We start from the raw sequence: 20,918 nt of genomic DNA, 5'->3' as shown, positions 1-20,918 counted from the left end.
TGGTTATCTCCCCATATTATAGCAGTACACGACAAATGTACAAACTAGAGCATTGACTTTAGCTCTTTCGCTCTACGATCAACTCGGTTAATTCCTTCAAAAGCAGCTGCTCGCCAGGCAATGAAGCGATCGCTTGGAGCGCTTGTTGAGCATGAAAATCAAGTTTTTCCTTCGCTTTTGGCAATGTCAAAATGCCGGGATAAGTGCTTTTATCGCTCGTTTCGTCTTTGCCCGCTGTTTTTCCGAGTTCCTCGGAAGTTCCCGTTACATCCAAAATATCATCCTGGATTTGGAACGCCAAGCCTAGATGGCGGCCGAATGTTGAAAGCGCCACCAATTGTTCAGAACTCGCCCCGGCGAGAATCGCTCCGGAAATGATACTATAAGTCAATAAAGCGCCGGTTTTCAGTAAATGGACTTGCTCCAATTCTTCCAGGCTCAACTGCTTCTCTTCACCTTCGATATCAAGAACTTGTCCGCCAACCATGCCTTCTGCGCCTGCTGCTGTCGACAAAAGATCGATAAGCCGCACTTTGTCTTCCGCCGTGACATCCTCCAAACGCGCCAAAATGCCAAAACTGTAAGTTAATAAAGCATCTCCAGCCAAAATGGCGACCGCTTCTCCGAATACTTTATGGTTAGTCGGCATGCCGCGGCGCAAATCGTCATTGTCCATGCTCGGCAAATCGTCATGAATCAACGAATATGTATGAATCATTTCAATGGCAGATGCCACTTTCAACGCATCCGGATGCGCAGCGCCTTGCTCATGCATAACTGCCAAAAGCAACATGGGGCGGATGCGTTTGCCGCCTGCTTGCAAAGAATAATGCATCGATGCTTTCAATGATTCCGGCACTGTCAATCCACTGATCAGCTCAGCCATTTCCTGCTGAATGGCCGGTTCATAATGGGTTCTGAATTGTTTTAAGTTCATTGCGCATTCCCTTCCCCTTCGATCTCAGCAGGCACTTCTTTTCCGTCTTTCATCATCGTCACCAGCTGGTTCTCAGCATTTTTCAATTTGTCATGGCATAACTTCGACAGCTCCATGCCTTTCTGGTACAGCGTCAGCGCTTCTTCAAGCGGCACATCGCCTTGTTCGAGCAAACGCACGATCTCTTCCAATTGCTCCATTGCATCATTAAACATCAATTTATTTTCAGCCATTTATTCGCGCTCCTTGTCATTTGGATTGATCGCTTCGACCACTGTTTGCACATTGCCGTCTTGCAGCGACAAGCTTAAGCAGTCGCCCGTGGTTAGTTGATGAACCGACTTGACCACTTCGCCGTCATGAAACGGAATGGCGTAGCCCCTGTCCATGATTTTCAGCGGGCTCAGAGCATCAAGCGTCCTAAGCGCCGACTTCAATTGCTGGTCACGCTCTTTGAACACACTGCCAACACGTTGGTCAAGCCGCTCTCTCAACACTGTCAGCTCGCGTTCAGCTTGGCGTATCCGGTCAATCGGCTTGCGGTTGTCGAGCTGCTTCGACAGCATAGTCAGGCGGTCATCCGAGCGTCGGATGGCAAGCTGGGTCTCTCGTTGAAGTGCATCTGCTGCCCGTTCGACACGTTCGATAAACGGACGGTACAGCCGGTCGGGATAGGCCATCGGATAGGAATTCTGCAGCTGTTTCAACCGAATGCGCCGCTGTTCGAGATCGTTTGTCATATGCCGAAACATTACTTGGCGCTGCGCCATGACCCGCTCAAACAATTCGGTACGGCTCGGCACAGCCAGTTCTGCGGCGGCAGTAGGCGTAGCAGCTCGCAAATCCGCCACAAAGTCAGCAATCGTCGTATCAGTTTCATGGCCGACCGCTGAGATGACCGGCACTCGGGAATCAAAGATCGCCCTTGCTACCGCTTCTTCATTAAACGCCCACAAATCCTCGATCGAACCGCCACCGCGGCCGACAATCAAAACATCACTGTCCGTAAGGTTTGCCTGTTGGATCGACTGGACGATGGATTGGACCGCTCCTTGCCCTTGTACTAGTGTCGGAAACAGTACAATATCAGCAAGTGGATAGCGGCGTTTTAAGGTCGTCAAAATATCGCGCACTGCCGCACCGGTCTGCGCTGTGATGACACCGACTTTTTCTGGATATGGAGGCAGCGGCTTTTTATGCACTGCATCGAAGAGTCCTTGTTTATTCAGTTTTTCCTTCAATTGCTCGAATGCCAAAAAATATTCGCCAATGCCATCAGGCTGCATCGACTGGGCGTATAATTGGTATTGCCCGCTTGCTTCGTATACAGAGATATCGCCGCGTATGAGCACAGTCATGCCGCTTTCCGGGCGGAATTTCACTGATTTCGCCCGTGCCGAAAACATGACTCCCGGCAATCGTGCCTTTTGGTCTTTTAACGTGAAATAAATGTGGCCGCTCGTATGGATTTTCACATTCGACAACTCGCCTTTAATATACACATCACGCAAATGAGGGTCGGCATCAAATTTCTTCTTTATGTATTTCGTTACAGCTGCAACACTTAAGTACGGGTCGGTAGCCAAACTGTCAACCCCTGTCTATGGAAAGTAAAAAGCTGTCTTTCTTTCGAAAAACAGCTCTATTTGCTATTCATTTTACACGCTTTCGGCAGCTTTGTCTTTCGATAATCCTTTTTCCGCAGACAGCAATGTGTTTTCCATCAGCATCGCGATGGTCATCGGACCGACACCGCCCGGGACTGGCGTAATAAAGCTGGCACGTTCACGCACCGCATCGAAATCGACATCGCCGCAAAGTTTTCCCTTTTCGTCACGGTTCATGCCGACATCGATGACGACAGCGCCTTCTTTAATGTGTTTTGTACCGATGAATTTGGCGCGGCCAATCGCCGCGATGATGATGTCCGCCTGCTTGGTTATCGCCTGGAGGTCTGTTGTTTTGGAATGGCAATACGTCACCGTCGCATCTTTTTGCAGCAGCAATTGCCCGACCGGTTTGCCGACGATATTGCTGCGGCCGATGACGACTGCATGCTTGCCCGAAGGATCGATGCCGTAATGCTCAAGGAGCACCATCACCCCATGCGGCGTACATGGCAGAAACGTATCTTTGCCGATCATTAAATTGCCGACCGAAATCGGGTGGAACCCGTCGACATCCTTTTCGGGAGCGATTGCCGTGATGATGTTGAATTCATCGATATGCCGCGGTAACGGCAATTGAACCAAAATGCCGTGGATTTCCGGGTCTTTGTTCAATTCATCGATTTTCGCAAGAAGCTCCTGTTCAGATAACGATTCAGGGTATAGATGCAGATCCGATCGCATGCCGAGCGATTCGCATGTTTTTTTCTTGTTTTTGACATAAGTTTGCGAAGCGGAATCATCTCCGACCAATACGACCGATAGTCCTGGCGTGATTCCGTTTGCTTTTAGTTTCTCTACACGTTGTTGCACTCGCTCTTTAATTTTCAGGCTTACGGCTTTTCCATCAATCAATTCAGCAGTCACGTAGATTCCTCCAATAATTAATTTGCAGTTTGGTCAGTGAATTTTGAAAGTACGCCGTTGACGAAACGGCTTGATTTATCATCCCCGAACGTTTTGCTCAATTCAATCGCTTCATTCATGACAACACGGCTAGGGGCATCGTCCATATACTCCAATTCAAAAACTGCCATACGCAAAATGGTGCGTTCGACTTTCGGCAAGCGCTCGAGCGACCAATTTTCCAAATGGCCTTTCAGTTTTTCGTCAATTTCCAGCTGTTTGCTGTTTGTGCCTTCTACCAGCAATTTATAAAATTGGTCGGTTTCCCCGTCCATTACATGCTCGATTGCTTCTTCAATTGTCAATTCCGTACCGTCGAGCTGAAATAGTGTCTGAAGCGCTTTTTCCCGTGCTTCGTGTCGTTTCATCATAATTCCGGTCTCCTTTTCAAGCTTATTAGCCCTCATTATACAGCTAATCGCATGGAACTTCCAAGTTTGAAATGTTCCAACAAATCCCGCTCTGCCTGCAAACGGCCATAAAAACAAGGCCGCCCGGACTATGCGTTCGCATGTCCGGACAGCCTAATGATCAATCTGCCTGTGGAGTATCGAAATGGACACCAGTAATGTGCACATTCACTTCCTGCGTCTGCAGCGAAGTCATCGTCTCCAATGTCTGGCGGACTTGTTCTTGGATTTTTTGTGCGGTCTTCGGAATGGAGACGCCATAATTGATGACACAATAGACGTCGATTGCCAAGCCTTCTACCGATAAATCGGTTTTGATGCCTTTGCCGTGTACTTTTTTGCCCAGGCGTTCGACGACGCCTGATGCGAAATTGCCGCGCATGCTCGCAACGCCTTCAATATCAGTGGCTGCAATACTGGCGATCGTCTCCAGCACTTCCGATGCCACTTCGATATTGCCGAGGTCTTGGGCGCCCGGTGATTTCATTTTCACATATGGTACTACTTTTTCTGCCATCTGTTCGTTCCTCCTTAGGAGCCCATTACATCGTATTTTTCAAGAAACTTCGTATTGAAGTCCCCGGATTTGAACACGTCATGATCCATGAGGCGAAGATGGAAAGGAATCGTTGTAAAAACGCCTTCGACCACAAATTCATCCAGTGCACGCTTCATTTTCGCTACGGCTTCTTCGCGCGTATCGGCATAAGTAATGAGCTTAGCCACCATGGAATCGTAATAAGGCGGGATTGTGTAGCCTGAATACATCGCTGAATCGACACGTACGCCCATACCGCCCGGAGGCAAATACATATCGACGCGGCCTGCTGACGGCATGAAGTTTTTCAGCGGGTTTTCCGCATTGATCCGGCATTCGATCGACCAGCCTTTGAACGTGACATCTTCCTGTTTGTAAGCCAGTGTTTCACCAGAAGCCACTTTTAATTGCTGTTGAATCAAATCGATCCCGGTGATCATTTCTGTGACTGGATGCTCGACTTGAATACGCGTGTTCATTTCCATGAAGTAGAATTTTTGGTTCTCTACGTCAAAAATGAATTCGACTGTTCCAGCCCCGCGGTAATTGACTGCTTGCGCTGCTTTCACCGCTGCTTCGCCCATTTCCGCTCTCAGCTCCGCGGACAATGCCGGAGATGGCGCTTCTTCGACTAGTTTTTGCATGCGGCGCTGGATCGAACAATCGCGTTCCCCGAGATGTATGGCATTGCCATGGGAGTCGGCGAGCACTTGGATTTCAATATGGCGGAAATCCTCAACAAATTTTTCGATATAAACGCCCGGGTTGCCGAACGCTGCTGCTGCTTCTTTTTGTGTCATGTTCAAGCCTTTGACGAAATCCTCGCGTGTTCGCGCTACACGAATGCCCTTTCCTCCGCCGCCGGCTGTCGCTTTGATGATGACGGGAAAGCCGATTTTCTCGGCGATTTCCAGACCTTCTTGTTCGCTGGCGACAATGCCTGTCGATCCTGGGACGACCGGAACGCCTGCGGCACGCATTGTTTCACGGGCGACATCTTTCGTGCCCATTTTTGAAATCGCTGCGGCAGTCGGGCCGATGAACATGATATCGCACGCTTCGCACAACTCGGCAAAACTGGCATTTTCAGCGAGGAAGCCATACCCCGGATGAATGCCGTCGCAATTTGTCAGTTTGGCGACGCTGATGATATTGGAAAAGTTCAAATAGCTGTCTTTCGATAATTTCGGCCCGATGCAATATGCCTCATCTGCGAGTTCGACGTGAAGGGCTTCTTTATCGGCTTCCGAATACACTGCGACCGTTTCGATGTCGAGCTCTTTACAAGCACGGATGATGCGGACGGCAATTTCACCGCGGTTGGCAATCAATACTTTTTTCATCATCTCAGCTCCCCCTTAATTCGCTTTTACGAGGAACAAAGGCTGGCCATATTCGACCAATTGGCCGTCCTTGACTAGAATTTCAGCGATTTCCCCATCCACTTCCGCTTCAATTTCGTTGAAAAGCTTCATCGCTTCTACGATGCAAACAACTTGGTCTGCAGAAACTTTTGACCCGACTGCAACATAAGCGTCTTCTTCCGGTGATGGCGATTGATAAAACGTGCCGACCATCGGCGATAGAATTTTATGCAAGTCTTGGTCCGATGCACTGCTTGTTTCAACTGATTCAGTTTGAACCGGTTGTTCGGTTGGAGCTGCTTCTTTCGGTTCAGCCTGTTTTGGAGCCGCTTCTGCAAAAGTTTGTGCAGGCGCTTCTGAAGCCGATGATTGGATTGATCCCGCTGCTGAAGGGTTTGATGAATTTTTCTTCATTTTGACTTTGACTCCGTCAAACTCATAGCTGAATTCATTGATGGATGAGTTATCCACTAATTTGATGATTTCGCGAATTTCTTGGATTTTCATGTTTTACCTACTCCCCTATTTATGTAATTGATTTAGCTACTACCCTATATTAGACTTTTTTGAATCATTTTGAAATAGCAAGCCAATTTTTTTAAAAAAAAGGCCCCAGTAAAGAGGCCTCCGTTGCTTACTGCGCCCTTGATACATAAGACGAATCAGTTGTATTGATGATCAATTTGTCGCCTTGGTTGATGAAGAACGGCACTTGGACACTTAAACCAGTCGTCAATATCGCCGGTTTAGAACCACCGCTTGCCGTATCCCCTTTGATGCCAGGATCCGTTTCAGCCACTTCAAGGACAACCGTGTTCGGCAGTTCCACACCGAGCACTTCCCCTTCGTATTGAATCACTTGAACATCCATATTTTCCTGAAGGAATTTCAATTCGTAGGCAATGCTTTTTTCCGGCAACTCGATCTGGTCGTATGTTTCCGAATCCATGAACGCATGCATGTCGCCATTAGCATACAAATACTGCATTTTGCGGTTATCGATTTGCGCTTTCGCTACTTTTTCGCCGGCACGGAACGTTTTTTCATTGACCGCACCTGAGCGCAGGTTGCGCAGTTTCGAGCGCACAAATGCCGCCCCTTTGCCCGGCTTAACGTGCTGGAATTCCATTACGCGCCAAATATCGCCGTCCACTTCAATTGTTAAGCCTGTTTTAAAATCGTTCACTGAAATCATATTAGTTCCTCCGTTTATTATAAAATACGTAGCTCTTTGGAAGAATGCGTCAAGCGTTCATTCCCCGTTTCGGTTATCAGTATATCATCTTCGATGCGCACTCCGCCAATTCCCGGTAAATAAATGCCTGGTTCCACCGTGACAGCCATGCCTGGTTCGAGCACCGTCTCGGAACGGAACGACAGCCCGGGCGCTTCGTGTACTTCCATGCCGATGCCGTGTCCTGTCGAATGGCCGAACGCTTCTCCATAGCCTTTCGACTTGATATAATCGCGTGCGATGGCGTCTGCTTCGATGCCCGTCATGCCCGGCTTGATTTTCTCGAGCGCCAATACTTGTGAGTCAAGGACGATTTGGTAAATTTCCTTAAGTTTTTCAGACGGCTCCCCAATGGCGATGGTGCGTGTGATATCGGAAATATAGCCTTTATACAAAGCCCCGAAATCAAGTGTGATGAAATCGCCTTGTTCGATCTTCTTGTCGGATGCAACACCGTGAGGCAATGCTGAACGCAAGCCCGATGCCACAATAATATCAAACGATGAACAAGCGGCTCCTTGAGAGCGCATGTAAAACTCCAGTTCATTCGACACTTCGAGCTCAGTCATGCCTGGTTTGATCCAGCTGCAGATGTGCTCGAATGCATCATCAGCGATGTTTGCTGCCGCTTTCAGCACTTCGATCTCCTCGTGAGATTTAAACATGCGCAAATTCTCAATGACGCCGCTGACCGGTTCGAGTGCAGCTGCTAATTTTTCCTGATAAACCGTGTATGTCGCAAAGGTCATGTAATCCTGTTCGAAAGCGATTCGTTCGACAGCAGCTTCTTGCGCAATACGCGCCACTTCGTCGATCAAGCCTTTTTGTGCTTGGACGACTTTGAATTCCTTCACTTGCTCTCCCGCTTGTTCTGTATAGCGGAAATCCGTGACGAACCAAGCGTCGTTGCGCGTGATGAGCGCTAAACCCGACGTTCCTGTAAAGCCTGTGATGTAACGCAAATTATAAGCACTTGTCACGAGAAAAGCATCCATTCCCCGCTTGTTCATTTCTTCACGCAATTTGCTTAATTTCATCGTTTTCATCCTTTCTGTTGTCGAAGCAGGAGCGCTTCTAGCCCAAGTCGGTAAACTTCCTTGCCGAATCCAGCGATTTGCCCGATTGCAACAGGCGCGATATGGGAATGATGGCGAAACTGTTCCCGTGCATGGATATTGGAAATATGTACTTCAACGACCGGCACCCGTATGGACGCAATCGCATCACGCAGCGCTATGCTTGTATGCGTGTATGCTCCAGCATTCAAGATGATGCCTGAAATGCCTTCGTCATCCGCTCCATGGATCCAATCGAGCAATTCGCCTTCATGATTGGACTGCCTGCAGATCAGCTCAAAGCCGCGTTCGTCCGAAAAATCAACCAGTTCTTGTTCCAGTTCCGGCAGAGTAAAACTTCCATATGCTTCTTTCTCCCGTTTCCCGAGTCGGTTCAAGTTTGGACCGTTCAATACTAAGACATTCATGCCCCTACACCCTTTCCTAAGCGTTCCTTTCCCATTTTAACATATGAAACGGCGGCAAGCACAAACCGCAAAAGTGGTTTTGCGCATAAAAAAGCGGAAGCCGTTTTTCGGCTTCCGCTGCTTATATTATAGTCCGCATTTCAATTGGGCTGAACAGTTGGTGCAAGTATTGCAGCCGCCCATTTCTTCTACGGTGCCTTTACGGCACACCGGACAAGTGTCGCCCACTTCAGAACCGATCGACACGTTGGTCGACCGCAAATCCTGGATTGTATCGATTAAAACAATCGGGCGTTTGCCTGTATCTTCTTCGGTATGTTCTTCTTCGAAAGTATTTTCTTCCGCTTTCAGGGTCAGCACTTGCGAATCACGGCTGCCGTCGACATAAACCGTTCCGCCTTTCGCGCCGCCTTTGTACAAGCGCTCATAAACGCCTTCGACTTGCTCGACTGTATAGCCTTTCGGTGCATTGACGGTTTTGGAGATCGACGAGTCGATCCAACGCTGGATAATGCACTGGACGTCAGCGTGAGCTTCAGGTGCGAGGTCCATCGATGTGACAAACGCTTTCGGTAAATTGTCTTCGTCCGCATCCGGGTTGTTCTTCAAGTATTCACGGACAATGTCCGCTTTTACTTCGATGAATTTCCCGAGACGTCCACTGCGGTAGTAAGTAAAGGAATAATATGGCTCAAGCCCTGTCGAGACGCCTACCATAGTGCCGGTAGAACCAGTCGGCGCCACCGTCAATAGGTGTGAGTTGCGAATGCCTTTAGCCAATACTGCTTCGCGGATTTCTTCCGGCATGTCTTGCATAAAGCCAGTTTCCGTGAAAGCACGGCGCAATTTTTGCGTTTCTTCTTCTGTTTTGCCGATGAGGAATGGGAAGCTGCCGCGCTCTTCAGCGAGTTCGGTTGAAGCTTCGTATGCCGCGACTGCAATTGTCTTAAAGATCTCATCGACTAGTTCGTTGCCTTCAGGCGAACCGTATTCACGATCTGTATAGATAAGTAAATCGGCCAGCCCCATGACGCCAAGCCCTACGCGGCGTTCGCCAAGTGCTTGGACTCGGTTTTCTTCGAGGAAATAAGGAGTGGCATCGATGACGTTGTCCTGCATGCGGACACCGACGCGTACCGTTTCCTTCAATGCTTCGAAATCGACCTGTTTTGTTTTCGGGTCTGCAAAACGCGCCAAGTTGACCGCTGCCAAGTTGCAGACGGAATAAGGTGCCAGCGGCTGTTCGCCGCAAGGATTGGTAGCGACAACTTTTTGTCCGTATGCAGCAGCGTTGGTTTTTTCATTGGCATTATCGATGAAGAAAATACCCGGTTCTGCAGAGTAGGTTGCGCAAACATTGATCAAATTCCATAGTTCACGCGCCTTGATTGTGCGGTATGTGCGTACTTTATGGCCAAGGCGTTCCCATTCACGGACATCGCCGATTTTATGCCATTGTTCGTTGTAGTTTGCCATTTCCTCTTTTGAATAGCTTTCGACTGCCGGGAAGCGCAAGTCAAAGTCCTCGTCGTTTTCAACAGCTGTCATAAAGTCGCTCGTCAAAGTGATCGAAATATTGGCACCGGTCAAGAACTCTTCGTTATGGACAGTGTACGTACCGCCGTCGCGCAATTTTGTTTCGGCATCACGCATGATTTTTTCGTTAAAGCCGCCCATGCCCGGAATTGCCCGGTAATTAAGCAAGCCTTGATACATCGCTTGTTCCTGTTCGGTCAATGGTTTGAACTTCAATTTGTCGTGAGCAAGTGTCTTAATGGTTTCGTCTTCGCTGTTTTCAATCAAATAGCGGAGGATGCGCGGGTTCTGCATCTTCGAAATGATGAATTCCGCGATATCCGGATGCCAATCAGCCAGCATGATCATCTGTGCACCACGGCGCGATCCGCCCTGTTCGACAAGGTGAGTCAGCTTAGCGATATCATCCAGCCAGGAAACCGAGCCGGAAGATTTGCCGTTGACGCCTCTCGCAAGCGTATTGCGCGGACGCAATGTCGATCCGTTTGTACCGACGCCGCCGCCCCGGCTCATGATTTCCATTACTTGCTTGCGGTGGTCTGAGATGCCTTCACGAGAATCGGCAACGAACGGCATGACGTAGCAGTTGAAATACGTGACATCAGTATCGGCTCCTGCTCCGTAAAGAACGCGTCCTGCGGGAACAAAATTCAAGCCGACGAGCTGCTCATAAAATTTCGTGAACCATTCGCTTTGTTTTTCCGGTGTTTTTTCGACTGCCGACAAGCCTGTTGCGTTGCGCTTGGCGATTTGTTCGTAAAACACTTCGAGCGGTTTTTCGATGACATCGATCGGGCGGGTGACGATGCCTTTATCGGCTTCATCGGAATTATCGATCGCACTGCGGTAATCTTCCTCGATCCAGACGCGCGCTTTATTCGCTTCGCGGTCGATCGACACGATATAGCCAAGGCCGCGCGCCGGGAATTTCGGGTCTTCCTTTACTGTTAGGACAACAAAATCGCCTGCTTTCAATGTTTCCTTGCTCGTGTCCTTGAAGGAGTAACGGTCGATCATGACCAAACGGGAAACGCCTTTATGCGTTTTCTTCATTTCTTTCGTGACAGCGTGGACTTGCGGAAAAGCCTCGATGTCTTTGTTCAGGGATTGGATATTCAATGTGTAATCGGATTGTGTGGCGGATACCATTTGACAAATCCTCCTTTATAATATATGGAGTAAACACTATATATAGTATTAATACATTTCCCATAATACTATATATTGAAACTCGCTCGCAATAACATTTTTCTGATGGAAATTTTACAAAGTCGATTAAACGAGCAATGGCAAGGCTTTTCAATATTTGTCGAAATAAAAATGAGACAAAAGACACGTACGTTCGCATAAAACTGTATAAAAATTATTTTTTTCTTTTTCGCATCACTTGACAAAACAGGGCGACCAATAACCCTTTGTTAAATCGTGACTTGCAGCGCAATTGGCTGCTCTTCACAGAATTGTCTCTGTTTTAACGCGATTCCTTCAACATAGTCATTGAATATCCTGCGCCTTATCTCTTATAATGAATTAAGTATAGAAAGGGGCAACAACAGTGGAATTTTTGTATATCACATTAGGTGTCGTCATCGCCATCCTTATTTTTGCGGTCATCTCTTTTTTCCGCATTCGCAAAGCGGTCACCGATTTGAACCAGGAAGAATTTATCCAAGGCTATCGAAAAGCCCAGCTGATCGATGTCCGGGAGCCGAAGGACTTCGCGGCCGGCCATATTTTAGGGGCCCGCAATATTCCTCAAACGCAAATGCGCCAGCGCTATAAGGAAATCCGCATCGACAAGCCGGTCTATTTATATGACCAAAACGGAGCCCGCAGCGGACGAGCTGCTGTGTTCCTGAAGAAAAAAGGCTATGATCAATTGTTCCAATTGCAAGGCGGCTTTAAAAAATGGACAGGCAAAGTCAAATCCAAATAATAAAAAATCCCCGTGAGCAAAAGCTCCCGGGGATTTTTTTATGTCTTGCCGCTATGAAGTTCAGTGGCACGTCGAACAAACAGCGGAATGAGAAAACCCGCTGTTTTGTTCGTTGCTCTTTATTCGGTTTCGTTTGGCTTCTGGTAACGGAGAATCGGCTTGCGTGCCGCTTTCGTTTCGTCTAAACGATTGATGACCGTCGTATGTGGCGCATTTTGGACGATTTCTGGGTTTTCTTCGACTTCGCGCGCAATTTGTATCATCGCGTCGATAAAGTCATCGAGCGTTTCTTTTGACTCGGTTTCCGTCGGCTCGATCATCATTCCCTCTTCAACGTTGAGCGGGAAATAGATTGTCGGCGGATGGTAACCGAAGTCAAGCAGGCGCTTTGCCATATCAAGTGTCCGCACGCCGAGTTTCTTCTGGCGGCGCCCACTGAGCACGAACTCATGCTTGCAATGGCGGTCGTATGGCAAGTCGAAATGAGGCTGCAATCTGCGCATCATGTAATTGGCGTTCAGTACAGCGTACTCGGTTACTTTCTTCAAGCCGTCTGGTCCCATCGTGCGGATATACGTATACGCACGGACATTGATCCCGAAGTTTCCATAAAACGGCTTGACGCGACCGATGGAATCCGGACGATCGTAATCAAATGTATAGACGTCACCTTTTTTGATAAGCAACGGCTTCGGCAAATAAGGGATCAGATCAGCGCTTACGCCGACAGGTCCTGATCCTGGGCCGCCTCCGCCATGGGGGCCAGTAAATGTTTTGTGCAAGTTCAAATGCACCACATCAAAGCCCATATCGCCCGGGCGTGCTTTTGACATGACGGCGTTCAAGTTCGCGCCGTCATAATAAAGCTTGCCGCCGACGCCATGGATAATCGCGGCCATCTCCAAAATATCCTCCTCGAACAAGCCTAATGTGTTCGGGTTGGTCAGCATGAGCGCTGCGGTATCCTCGCCGACAACGCGCTTCAGGTCTTCAAGGTCGACAAGCCCGTGCTCGTTCGACTTGACCGTGACCGTTTCAAATCCGGCGACCGTCGCGGAAGCGGGGTTTGTGCCATGTGCCGAATCCGGTACGATGACTTTAGTGCGGTGGGTATCCCCATTCGCTTCGTGGAACGCACGGATCATCATCAATCCCGTCCACTCGCCATGTGCCCCTGCAGCCGGCTGAAGAGTCACTTCGTCCATGCCAGTGATCTCCTTCAAATGCTCCTGCAAGTCAAACATCAATTCCATTGCCCCTTGCACAGTCTCTTCTTCCTGCAGCGGGTGGATATTCGCAAAACCGGAATAACGCGCAACCGACTCATTGATTTTCGGGTTGTATTTCATCGTGCATGAACCAAGCGGGTAAAATCCGGAATCCACACCGTGGTTGCGGTTGGACAACGCTGTGTAATGGCGCATGATATCGAGTTCCGAGACTTCCGGAAGTTCTGCGAGCTCCTCGCGAACAAGCTCACCGCCAAGTAATTCATTCAAGTCTACTTCAGGTACATCAAGTTCCGGCAAGCTGTAGCCGACCCGGCCTTGTTTCGTCATTTCAAAAATGAGTGGCTGGTTATCTTTATGCATGGGAAGCCTCCATTTCTCGCACGAATGCATCGATTTCCTGGACAAACGCATCGATTTCTTCTTTCGTACGCTGTTCTGTTACCGCAATCAGCATATGCCCTTCGAGTTCCTCATAGCTTAGGCCGAGGTCATAGCCGCCGATCATGCCTTTTTCAAACAATGATGCATTCAATTCCTTGACGGAAGATTTCGCTTTGACTACCACTTCGTTAAAATGGGCTCCTTCAAAAGCAATTTCAAAGCCCGCTTGTTTCAACTGCTGTTTCATATAATGCGTCTTCGTAATATTCTGCACAGCGATTTCTTTTGCGCCTGCCTTGCCAAGTGCCGTCATCGCAACAGATGCAGCGAGTGCGTTCAACGCCTGATTCGAGCAAATATTCGATGTCGCTTTATCGCGGCGAATATGTTGCTCGCGCGCCTGCAATGTCAATACAAAGCCGCGGCGGCCTTCATCATCAGTCGTTTCACCGACTAGACGCCCTGGTACTTTACGCATCAATTTCTGTGTGACGGCAAAATAACCACAATGCGGACCGCCAAATGCTTCCGGAATGCCAAAGGGCTGTGCATCGCCTACTGTAATATCCGCGCCGAACTTGCCGGGCGGCGTTAAAGCGCCAAGTGCCAACGGGTTGGAAGAAACCGTGAAGAGTGCGCCAGCTTCATGGACGATTGGTTCGATGTCCTTCAAGTTTTCCACTTGCCCAAAAAAGTTCGGGTATTGAACCATGACAGTCGCCGTGTTTTCATCGACCATTTCTTTCAGGGCTTCAAGATCCGTGCGGCCGTCTTTCAACGGAATTTCCACAACATCGATCGACTGGCCGAGTGCATATGTCCGGACGACGTCGCGCGATTCCGGATGGACAGCGGCGGACACAAGAATTTTCTTGCGGCGCGTCTGTCCGGCAGCGAGCATGCCCGCTTCAGCGAGCGCTGTCCCTCCGTCGTACATGGAGGAGTTCGCGATATCCATTCCAGTCAGTTCAGCGATCATCGTCTGGAATTCAAAAATCGCCTGCAATTCCCCTTGCGAAATTTCCGGCTGGTAAGGCGTATATGCCGTATAGAATTCAGAACGTGAAATAACATGATCCACTACGATCGGCTTGTAATGATCGTACACTCCTGCGCCAAGAAACGAAGCATAGCGAACGGAATCTGCGTTCTTGGAAGCGAGTTGTGCCAATTCTTTTGTCAGCGACGACTCCGATTTTGCAGGCTTGATGTTGTATTCGCCGCGGAAACGAACTTTTTCCGGAATATCAGAAAACAATTCGTCGATCGACTGGACGCCAATCACCTCGAGCATTTCCTTTTCATCTTGTTGAGTCATTGGTAAAAAGCGATGTTTCATCATTTGCAGTCCCCTTTTTTATTCGGATTAATTTGAACGTTTATAAAACGGTGCAGTTATGATTTTCGCCTTGAGCCGCTTGTTGCGGATTTCGACGTCCACTTCACTGCCAAGCTCCTGGTGGTCTGCTGCTAGTAAGGCAAGTCCAATGTTTTTTTTCAAGGTCGGTGATTGTGTACCAGTTGTCACTTCGCCGATTTTCTCGTCGCCTTTGTAGACGGCGTAGCCGTGGCGTGGGATTCCTTTATCGATCATTTCTATTCCGACCGATTTACGCGGTACGCCCGCTTCTTTTTGGGCCGTTAATGCGGCTTTTCCGATAAAGTCGTTGTCCTTTTTCAGCTTGACGACAAAACCGATGCCGGCTTCTAACGGCGTAATGTCTTTTGATAGTTCTTGGCCGTATAGTGCGAGACCGGCTTCAAAACGTAACGTGTCCCGAGCGCCGAGTCCTGCTGGGACGATGCCGTGGGATTCGCCTGCTTTCAATATTTCATCCCACAAAGCAGTCACTGCTTCTGGGCTGCCGTAGATTTCAAATCCATCTTCCCCTGTATAGCCGGTTCGCGATACCAGCACTTTATGGCCCGCTACTTCTACTTGGTCTTTAAAACGGAATGGGCGGATCGCCGACAAATCTTCATCAGTCAATGTGCTGAGCACTTGTTGAGCGAGCGGTCCCTGCAACGCCAATAAGCCGTAGCGCTGCGAGGCGTTGTCGAGTTCGACTTGGCCTTCTTGCTGCTGCTCCATCCAGGCAAAGTCTTTTTCGATATTGGAGGCGTTGACGACTAGCAGAAAACGCTCTTCTTCGAGCTTGTAAACAAGCAGGTCATCGATTGTCCCGCCGTCTTCGTAGCACATTGCGGTGTACTGCGCTTGTCCTTGCTGCATTTTTGACACATCGTTTGTCACAAGTTTTTGCAAATACGCCAAACTATCCGGACCCGTGACAAAGATTTCGCCCATATGGGATACATCAAACAATCCCGCTTTTGTGCGGACTGCTTCATGCTCGTCTTTGATGGATGAAAATTGCACCGGCAATTCCCAGCCGCCAAAATCGATTGTTTTCCCGCCATAGCGGGCGTACGAGTCAAACAAAGGTGTTCGCTTCAATAGTCCCATCTCTTTCCCTCCTATTTTTCAAGCCGCACAAAAAGGACAGAGAACCCCCTTTATAATAAAAGGGAATTCTCTGTCCTGGCACCTGAAAGTTTACCGATTACGGCTTTCCTCTTTGGTAGCTGCACGAAAGCAGCGTTCTCCAGAGATGCGTCCTGTACGAGTCTTTTGTGCCTGAGAGATTCATGACTAATCATTTGCTCCTTCGGCGACGCTAAGCGTTCTCTCCCCGTACATTCATCCGCCCAAATCAATGATGAATTGGTCCAACCCGTTATACAGAATAGTATAACTTCGACTACATCCTAACATTGAATAGCAGAAAGCGCAATCTTTTTTGCTGTTGGACTCAATTCACGAACATTAGAGATTTTCACACATTGTTTCGTTCGGTTTTCAGGCGACGAACTTGAAAAGCAGCATATTGAGTGATTTGTTTTAAACTGCGGTGTTCTGTTCGGATGGTGATATGCGCGGTACGTTTGTAATCACGGTACCGTGATTTGTGTAGCGCCTCAATTTCCTCCCGTGTCGAGCGCCGGACGATTGGGCGATTTGGATCCTTATGAATGCGCCGCCATATTTCCCGAAAAGGGGCATCTAAAAACAACACAAGCCCCGTCCGCCGCATGATCCGCTGATTTTCCTTGCGCATCGTCACGCCGCCCCCGGTTGAAATGATGCAGTGATCCTGTTCTAAATTTTGCAAAAATTGGGTCTCGAGATCTCTGAAATAACGCTCTCCATGCTGCTCGAAAATTTCAGGGATGGTCATGCCCATCTGTCGGACAATTTCCTTGTCCATGTCATAATAAGGCATTTTCAACAAAAAGCTAAGCCTTCTGCCGATTGCACTTTTGCCGCAGCCCATAAAGCCGATCAAATAGATTCTGTTCATTGTTCCCACCCGTACTACCCTACTCAGGGATTTTATTTTGCCCAATTTCCGTCAGTAGTTGTATAGTAGCATTTCTATGAACATTTTCCAAACTATCATAAGTCCGGTACTCAATCGAATACATGAGCACCATATGGGACATGAGCATTAATGCAGAGATAAAAAAGACCAGTGTAAGCGGATAGACAGCGCCCGTTTCACATTCAAGGAAGCGGCAATTCATATTCCACCTCCTCGGCAGTTCCTTTTTTGAATTGCATGGAAATCCTCAAAGTCTTTTTTTCGATGGCAAAATTACCGGCTGTGACCTCAGTCAACATGATTTCATGCCCGAGTTGGTCTTTGCGTTTGCGCACAACCGTCCCGTACATTTCAATATCATAGATCACCCCCGCTCGGTAAATGCGCAGCCCTTGCCCACTGCGCGTTATGGCGACTTGATCGCTTCCAATCACATACTGCTGCAGCTCCAGTGTAAATAACCGGAATTCCGTAGCGCTGGAATCCAAATCCGTATTAAACTGCATACTATACAAATAGAACATCGCAGCCAACGGCAGGACCAGCGATAGAGCGGCAATGTCCAGCAGCGAATCCACAAATGTAAAGCCGCGCTCTGCACGTATCATTTTACGCATAAGCGCTGCTCTTCCCCTCGGTAATCGCTGTATTGGACACAATGCCCTTCAGACTGCCAGCTGTAGATGATACCGTTGACTGTCCTCGTGCCCGCTTTAGCATCACTTTGGACGATTTGCTTTGCTGCCTCATGTAAAGTTTCGTATGCAGCATGGCGCTCTTTTTTTAACTCGAGCCGGATATGCATTTCCTGGATCAGCGGCAGGAGCGAACCGAACACAAGAAAAACCATGAACAAGCTCAGCATCGTCTCGGCTACTGAAGTGCCCAGTTCATTGCGAAACAACCACCCTCCCTTTTCCAAGATGTATCGTCACCGTCCTTTCTCCGCGGCTGGTCGCAAAGCGCAATGTTCCAGGCTGGCGGATCGAGCCATTCGGCGTAAAATACACTTCGCGGATATTGCTTGTTTTGCTTAAGCTGACCGTCGCTGGCATGTGTCTAGAAAAACCAGGATAACTCAAGCCATACATAACATCATAATTGTTTTTCCCTTCCCGAAAAACGAGCATGACCGAGGAACCGAGCAAATAACTTTAGCTTTGCGCGAAATGGATGTCTTGCTCGAGCAGCTCAAAAAAATGCTGTTCTTCCCTTTTTTGTTCCTGCACCGCAGCATGGGACAGTGCGAGCGTGGAAAACACACCCACCACAGACAGCACGAGCAGCATCTCTATTAGCGTAAAGCCGTTCTGCTGCTTCAGGAAGCACGTGAGGACACAACGCCCTCGGTTGAAATGTCGATCGTGTCACCGTTAGGACAGCTCGTTTCGCCAGTTTTCAAATATCCGCCCGCCACTAAATCCGTCATGGCCGGCACTTTTTTATTATCCATCCGGTACGATTCGACCTGCCCTTGAACCATTTGGACAAATGCCTTGCAACCTTTTTCATCGACCGCTGAAGTTTGTTTGGCGACATTCGGAATCGCAATCGCGATGAGCACCGTGATTATGAGCATGACGATAAGCATTTCAATTAATGTAAACCCTCGTTGATTTTTTATTCGATTCATTGTATTCCTCCTTAGATGGTATGGACGAGATTATACATCGGGAGCAAAATCGCCAAATAAGCAGCGACGATGCACACGGCAATTAAGACAAAAAAAGTCGGTTGGATGATTTTCAGCGAACGCTGCGCCTGCAACTCGATCCGGTCCATCAGCACTTCACTATAGAGCACCAGCTCCTTGCCGAGCATGCCCGTAGCTTCTCCGTGTCTTGTGAATGCCGCCATATCATGGGCGGCAAAACTATGGCGCTCAATTGCGACGGATATCGGAATCCCCGTCTTCACCTGTTCGTGTAAAGTGCCGGCGATATGGCTAATGATTAAATGGTGTCGCTGTTTATGCAAAAGCCTTAACGCTTCCTGCATTGGAATTCCGCTGTGCAGCAAAGTACCAAGTTCACGCGAGGCAAGTTGTGACCAGTACAGGCGCAGGGAAGAGTTTATCAGCGGCATTTGCAAAAGCAGCGCGATTTGACGCTCGACCGGCTGGCTTTTAATATAGAGGCGCACAATGAACGCCACCGCTGCGCTGATGATCATGAGCGCGATAAAGACATCAGGGATGCGCAACAGGTAGACAGGGACCCCTTGTTGCTCGCCGTCGTTTTGCAAAGATGAAATGAGCGCCGATAAATTCGGCACGTAATTGGTGCGGAAAAACAGAAACAACGCCGCCGTGAGAACTAGTAAAGATATCGGGTAGACGAGAATGTTCTGCAGTTTTTTCTGGACGTCCTGCGTCCTTTTAAAACCGGCGGAAATGCCTTTGATTGCTTCGCTAAGGCGACCATGGAACTCAGCAATTTCCACTGGAAACAGAACACGCTCACGGAATCCGAGAAATTTCAATACTTCCGCTGCGTTGCCGCCGCCTTTTAGGATCCTGTCCATGCCTGCAATAGCCTCATCGACACGTGACGTATGCATCGGCAAGAGCAGCGTCAATGCGACAGGAAATAAATAGCCTTCCGCCATCAACGCCGACAGCCTCATCAAAAATTGGGCGCGCTCACGGAATGGCAAGCTCTTAGCCGTTCGGGTTCGAGTGAAGCGCACCGATTCTCACCCCTTCCCGGATTTGGCCGCCGAACGACAAATGTTCTGGAAGTTGGTAGTCTTGTTGTTTTTTCGCAGATTCAATGGCGTTCGACAAGCTGTCGCCGCTGAGTATTTCATAAAGAGCCTTGTGTTTGGTTTCCTGCTGCTCCAAATCTTCATACATCGGCACGATCTGTTGGGCAGCAATGCCGATGACTGTCTGCAACATATCCTCGTATGGAATGCCTAAGTCGTGCAGCCGGTGCAAACAGCCGACGGAATGCCTGGCGTGTATCGTAGACAACACCAAATGCCCTGTCAAAGCAGCCCTGATAGCGATTGCAGCTGTATCCGCATCGCGAATTTCACCAATCATGATAATATCCGGATCATGGCGCAATATTGCCTTTAAACCGGCAGCATAGGTCATGCCCGATTTCTCGTTCACCTGGATTTGGAGAAAAGCCGCGTTCTGTCGCTCCACTGGGTCTTCAAGAGTGATGACGTTGCGATTTAATCTTTCGGAGCAATGGCGTAATAGAGAGTAAAGAGTAGTGGATTTCCCGCACCCCGTCGGCCCTGTCAATAAGATCAGGCCTTGCCGCTCTCCGGCGAGTTTCTCGAGAAGCCTGGCCGAATCACGAAATGCAGCCAATTCATCGAGAAATAGCGCCGTGCTGTCCGGTATGACGCGTATGACAATGCTTTCCCTCGTCAACACGGATGGCAATGTCGAAATGCGGAAATGCTGAGGATGTTCGTTCATGTGAATATGGAATGAGCCGGTTTGGGGTTTGCGTTTTTCGCTCATATCCAAAAGAGAGAGGTATTTGAAATAAGCAATCATGCGATCACCCAAATCAAAGGGGATTTTACATACCGGTTCAAAATGCTGGTAGTTCCGGTATGTGATGCTGTAATGCTGGGGTTCTGGCCTGATGTGGATATCGGTCGTTTTCGCCTTTACTGCGGACTGCAATAAATCGAAGCAACGCCGTTCAATGATCTCTTGCATATTCACCTCCTGTCCGGGTCTCCAAGCGGAGGCTGCCACTCCGCTTGCCATTAGTATAAGTCGATTAACAATAGTTGAAAATCAAAAATAGCAAAATAATTATTTAAATCGCCAAAATGCCTCAAATTCCACATTTCATGCCTGTTGGCGATCGGCTGTTATCGCTTTCCATTGCTCTATCCACCGCTTTGTCACAAAGTAGACCGAAGTCCTTGTTTACACATTG

23 protein-coding genes and 1 riboswitch are annotated in these 20,918 nt (G+C 48.6%); of the genes, 1 reads left to right on the top strand and 22 read right to left on the bottom strand.

Going from position 1 to position 20,918, the window contains the following annotated elements; translation table 11 throughout:
* Positions 1-58 precede the first annotated feature (58 nt).
* The 12 genes from ACFO5U_RS04075 to ACFO5U_RS04020 all read right to left on the bottom strand — a co-directional run bounded on the left by ACFO5U_RS04075 (position 59) and on the right by ACFO5U_RS04020 (position 11,224).
* Complete coding sequence (locus ACFO5U_RS04075; protein WP_377276928.1) at positions 59-937, bottom strand: polyprenyl synthetase family protein; 879 nt, start codon at positions 935-937, stop codon at positions 59-61.
* Positions 934-1,170, bottom strand: coding sequence for an exodeoxyribonuclease VII small subunit (gene xseB, locus ACFO5U_RS04070; protein ID WP_377276927.1), 237 nt, complete (start codon positions 1,168-1,170; stop codon positions 934-936). The genes ACFO5U_RS04075 and xseB overlap by 4 nt, the downstream gene beginning before the upstream one ends.
* On the bottom strand, positions 1,171-2,523 hold the full coding sequence (xseA, locus tag ACFO5U_RS04065; protein ID WP_377276925.1) for an exodeoxyribonuclease VII large subunit: 1,353 nt from the start codon (positions 2,521-2,523) through the stop codon (positions 1,171-1,173).
* 72 nt (positions 2,524-2,595) lie between these two features.
* On the bottom strand, positions 2,596-3,471 hold the full coding sequence (gene folD / locus ACFO5U_RS04060) for a bifunctional methylenetetrahydrofolate dehydrogenase/methenyltetrahydrofolate cyclohydrolase FolD (RefSeq protein ID WP_377276923.1): 876 nt from the start codon (positions 3,469-3,471) through the stop codon (positions 2,596-2,598).
* Positions 3,472-3,488: 17 nt separating this feature from the next.
* Complete coding sequence (gene nusB, locus ACFO5U_RS04055) at positions 3,489-3,878, bottom strand: transcription antitermination factor NusB (RefSeq protein ID WP_377279450.1); 390 nt, start codon at positions 3,876-3,878, stop codon at positions 3,489-3,491.
* A 163-nt stretch (positions 3,879-4,041) separates the two neighbouring features.
* Positions 4,042-4,437: an Asp23/Gls24 family envelope stress response protein gene (locus ACFO5U_RS04050; RefSeq protein ID WP_377276921.1), complete on the bottom strand. Its 396-nt coding sequence runs from the start codon at positions 4,435-4,437 to the stop codon at positions 4,042-4,044.
* Positions 4,438-4,451: 14 nt separating this feature from the next.
* Positions 4,452-5,804, bottom strand: a complete 1,353-nt coding sequence (gene accC / locus ACFO5U_RS04045; protein WP_377276919.1) for an acetyl-CoA carboxylase biotin carboxylase subunit — start codon at positions 5,802-5,804, stop codon at positions 4,452-4,454.
* Between the two features lie 12 nt (positions 5,805-5,816).
* The gene (accB, locus tag ACFO5U_RS04040; RefSeq protein ID WP_377276917.1) at positions 5,817-6,329 is read right to left on the bottom strand and encodes an acetyl-CoA carboxylase biotin carboxyl carrier protein; all 513 of its coding nucleotides are present in this window, start codon (positions 6,327-6,329) and stop codon (positions 5,817-5,819) included.
* Between the two features lie 127 nt (positions 6,330-6,456).
* Positions 6,457-7,017 (bottom strand): elongation factor P, encoded by a 561-nt coding sequence (gene efp, locus ACFO5U_RS04035; protein WP_377276916.1) that lies wholly within the window; start codon positions 7,015-7,017, stop codon positions 6,457-6,459.
* 17 nt (positions 7,018-7,034) lie between these two features.
* Entirely contained in the window at positions 7,035-8,093 is a 1,059-nt protein-coding gene (locus ACFO5U_RS04030) for a M24 family metallopeptidase (protein ID WP_377276915.1), read from the bottom strand.
* Positions 8,094-8,098: 5 nt separating this feature from the next.
* Positions 8,099-8,539: a type II 3-dehydroquinate dehydratase gene (aroQ, locus tag ACFO5U_RS04025; protein WP_377276914.1), complete on the bottom strand. Its 441-nt coding sequence runs from the start codon at positions 8,537-8,539 to the stop codon at positions 8,099-8,101.
* 126 nt (positions 8,540-8,665) lie between these two features.
* The gene (locus ACFO5U_RS04020; protein WP_377276912.1) at positions 8,666-11,224 is read right to left on the bottom strand and encodes a vitamin B12-dependent ribonucleotide reductase; all 2,559 of its coding nucleotides are present in this window, start codon (positions 11,222-11,224) and stop codon (positions 8,666-8,668) included.
* A gap of 406 nt (positions 11,225-11,630) precedes the next feature.
* Between ACFO5U_RS04020 and ACFO5U_RS04015 the strand changes: the two genes are divergently transcribed.
* Positions 11,631-12,011, top strand: coding sequence for a rhodanese-like domain-containing protein (locus ACFO5U_RS04015; RefSeq protein ID WP_377276910.1), 381 nt, complete (start codon positions 11,631-11,633; stop codon positions 12,009-12,011).
* Positions 12,012-12,130: 119 nt separating this feature from the next.
* On the opposite strand, the gene gcvPB is transcribed toward ACFO5U_RS04015, so the two are convergent.
* The 10 genes from gcvPB to comGA form a co-directional block, all read right to left on the bottom strand.
* Entirely contained in the window at positions 12,131-13,603 is a 1,473-nt protein-coding gene (gcvPB, locus tag ACFO5U_RS04010; RefSeq protein ID WP_377276909.1) for an aminomethyl-transferring glycine dehydrogenase subunit GcvPB, read from the bottom strand.
* Positions 13,596-14,963 (bottom strand): aminomethyl-transferring glycine dehydrogenase subunit GcvPA, encoded by a 1,368-nt coding sequence (gcvPA, locus tag ACFO5U_RS04005; protein ID WP_377279449.1) that lies wholly within the window; start codon positions 14,961-14,963, stop codon positions 13,596-13,598. Before gcvPA ends, gcvPB begins: the two co-directional genes overlap by 8 nt.
* A 27-nt stretch (positions 14,964-14,990) precedes the next feature.
* Complete coding sequence (gcvT, locus tag ACFO5U_RS04000; RefSeq protein WP_377276908.1) at positions 14,991-16,091, bottom strand: glycine cleavage system aminomethyltransferase GcvT; 1,101 nt, start codon at positions 16,089-16,091, stop codon at positions 14,991-14,993.
* A gap of 148 nt (positions 16,092-16,239) precedes the next feature.
* Positions 16,240-16,329, bottom strand: a riboswitch (glycine riboswitch).
* Positions 16,330-16,461: 132 nt separating this feature from the next.
* A complete protein-coding gene (locus tag ACFO5U_RS03995) occupies positions 16,462-16,986 on the bottom strand; it encodes a shikimate kinase (RefSeq protein ID WP_377276907.1) in 525 nt (174 codons plus the stop codon).
* Between the two features lie 203 nt (positions 16,987-17,189).
* Positions 17,190-17,624: a competence type IV pilus minor pilin ComGF gene (locus ACFO5U_RS03990; protein ID WP_377276905.1), complete on the bottom strand. Its 435-nt coding sequence runs from the start codon at positions 17,622-17,624 to the stop codon at positions 17,190-17,192.
* Positions 17,612-17,911, bottom strand: a complete 300-nt coding sequence (locus ACFO5U_RS03985) for a hypothetical protein (protein WP_377276904.1) — start codon at positions 17,909-17,911, stop codon at positions 17,612-17,614. The genes ACFO5U_RS03990 and ACFO5U_RS03985 overlap by 13 nt, the downstream gene beginning before the upstream one ends.
* Before the next feature lie 250 nt (positions 17,912-18,161).
* Positions 18,162-18,329, bottom strand: coding sequence for a prepilin-type N-terminal cleavage/methylation domain-containing protein (locus tag ACFO5U_RS03980; RefSeq protein ID WP_377279448.1), 168 nt, complete (start codon positions 18,327-18,329; stop codon positions 18,162-18,164).
* On the bottom strand, positions 18,326-18,640 hold the full coding sequence (gene comGC / locus ACFO5U_RS03975) for a competence type IV pilus major pilin ComGC (RefSeq protein WP_377276902.1): 315 nt from the start codon (positions 18,638-18,640) through the stop codon (positions 18,326-18,328). The genes ACFO5U_RS03980 and comGC overlap by 4 nt, the downstream gene beginning before the upstream one ends.
* An 11-nt stretch (positions 18,641-18,651) precedes the next feature.
* Positions 18,652-19,695 carry a competence type IV pilus assembly protein ComGB gene (comGB, locus tag ACFO5U_RS03970; protein ID WP_377276901.1) on the bottom strand — a complete coding sequence of 348 codons (1,044 nt, stop codon included), beginning with the start codon at positions 19,693-19,695 and terminating at the stop codon, positions 18,652-18,654.
* Complete coding sequence (gene comGA, locus ACFO5U_RS03965) at positions 19,667-20,692, bottom strand: competence type IV pilus ATPase ComGA (protein WP_377276899.1); 1,026 nt, start codon at positions 20,690-20,692, stop codon at positions 19,667-19,669. The genes comGB and comGA overlap by 29 nt, the downstream gene beginning before the upstream one ends.
* Between the last annotated feature and the right edge of the window lie 226 nt (positions 20,693-20,918).

This window comes from Planococcus dechangensis, assembly GCF_042654465.1.
GTDB classification, from domain to species: Bacteria; Bacillota; Bacilli; order Bacillales_A; family Planococcaceae; genus Planococcus; species Planococcus dechangensis.
Note: the sequence above shows the minus strand (reverse complement) of the source record. Positions and strands in the feature narration are given on the sequence as shown.